We start from the raw sequence: 511 nt of genomic DNA, 5'->3' as shown, positions 1-511 counted from the left end.
AATTGTCGAATGTGTTACACCCTGCTGCAAACCAACAATCAGAGTGTTAAAGCTCAACGCGCCTCAATCGAAAGAAGATAGGCAGCGTGGTTATTGGTCGTTCAGTAGCTTGCGTGCACTCTTGCCCTTGCGCCAGACTCAAGAGAACACGACAACATCAGCGGGATACGGTATGAGAGAACAAACAACGTTGCTTATATTCTTAGGTTTATTAGACAACGGAATGCAATTCAGTGAGCGAATTGTGCTGATAAACAGTGCTTTAGCACCAACAGCGCATGGCGTTACATATATTTACATATTTGTGGCGGTTGCTATTACATTAATACAGTTGGTTATGCTACTATATACTTATAGTGGAAAGCTGCGCAACAAAATCGCAAGAAGTGTGGCAAAGTTCGAAAATTTGAAAGCTCGCTTAAATAATTGGCTAGCAGAAATTGTCGAATGTGTTACACCCTGCTGCAAACCAACAATCAGAGTGTTAAAGCTCAACGCGCCTCAATCGAAA

Annotated in this window: 1 protein-coding gene; it reads left to right on the top strand. The window is 42.3% G+C overall.

Annotated features, from left to right (window positions below; all coding sequences use genetic code 11):
- Positions 1-172: 172 nt before the first annotated feature.
- A partial coding sequence (locus ACP7AA_RS13100) for a hypothetical protein (protein ID WP_426223825.1) occupies positions 173-511 on the top strand: 339 nt, incomplete at its 3' end.

It is taken from the genome of Psychrobacter sp. DWR1-2-3, from assembly GCF_049896465.1.
Classification (GTDB): Bacteria; Pseudomonadota; Gammaproteobacteria; order Pseudomonadales; family Moraxellaceae; genus Psychrobacter; species Psychrobacter maritimus.
The sequence above is the reverse complement of the archived record's forward strand: the minus strand, read 5'-3'. Positions and strand labels throughout refer to the sequence as shown.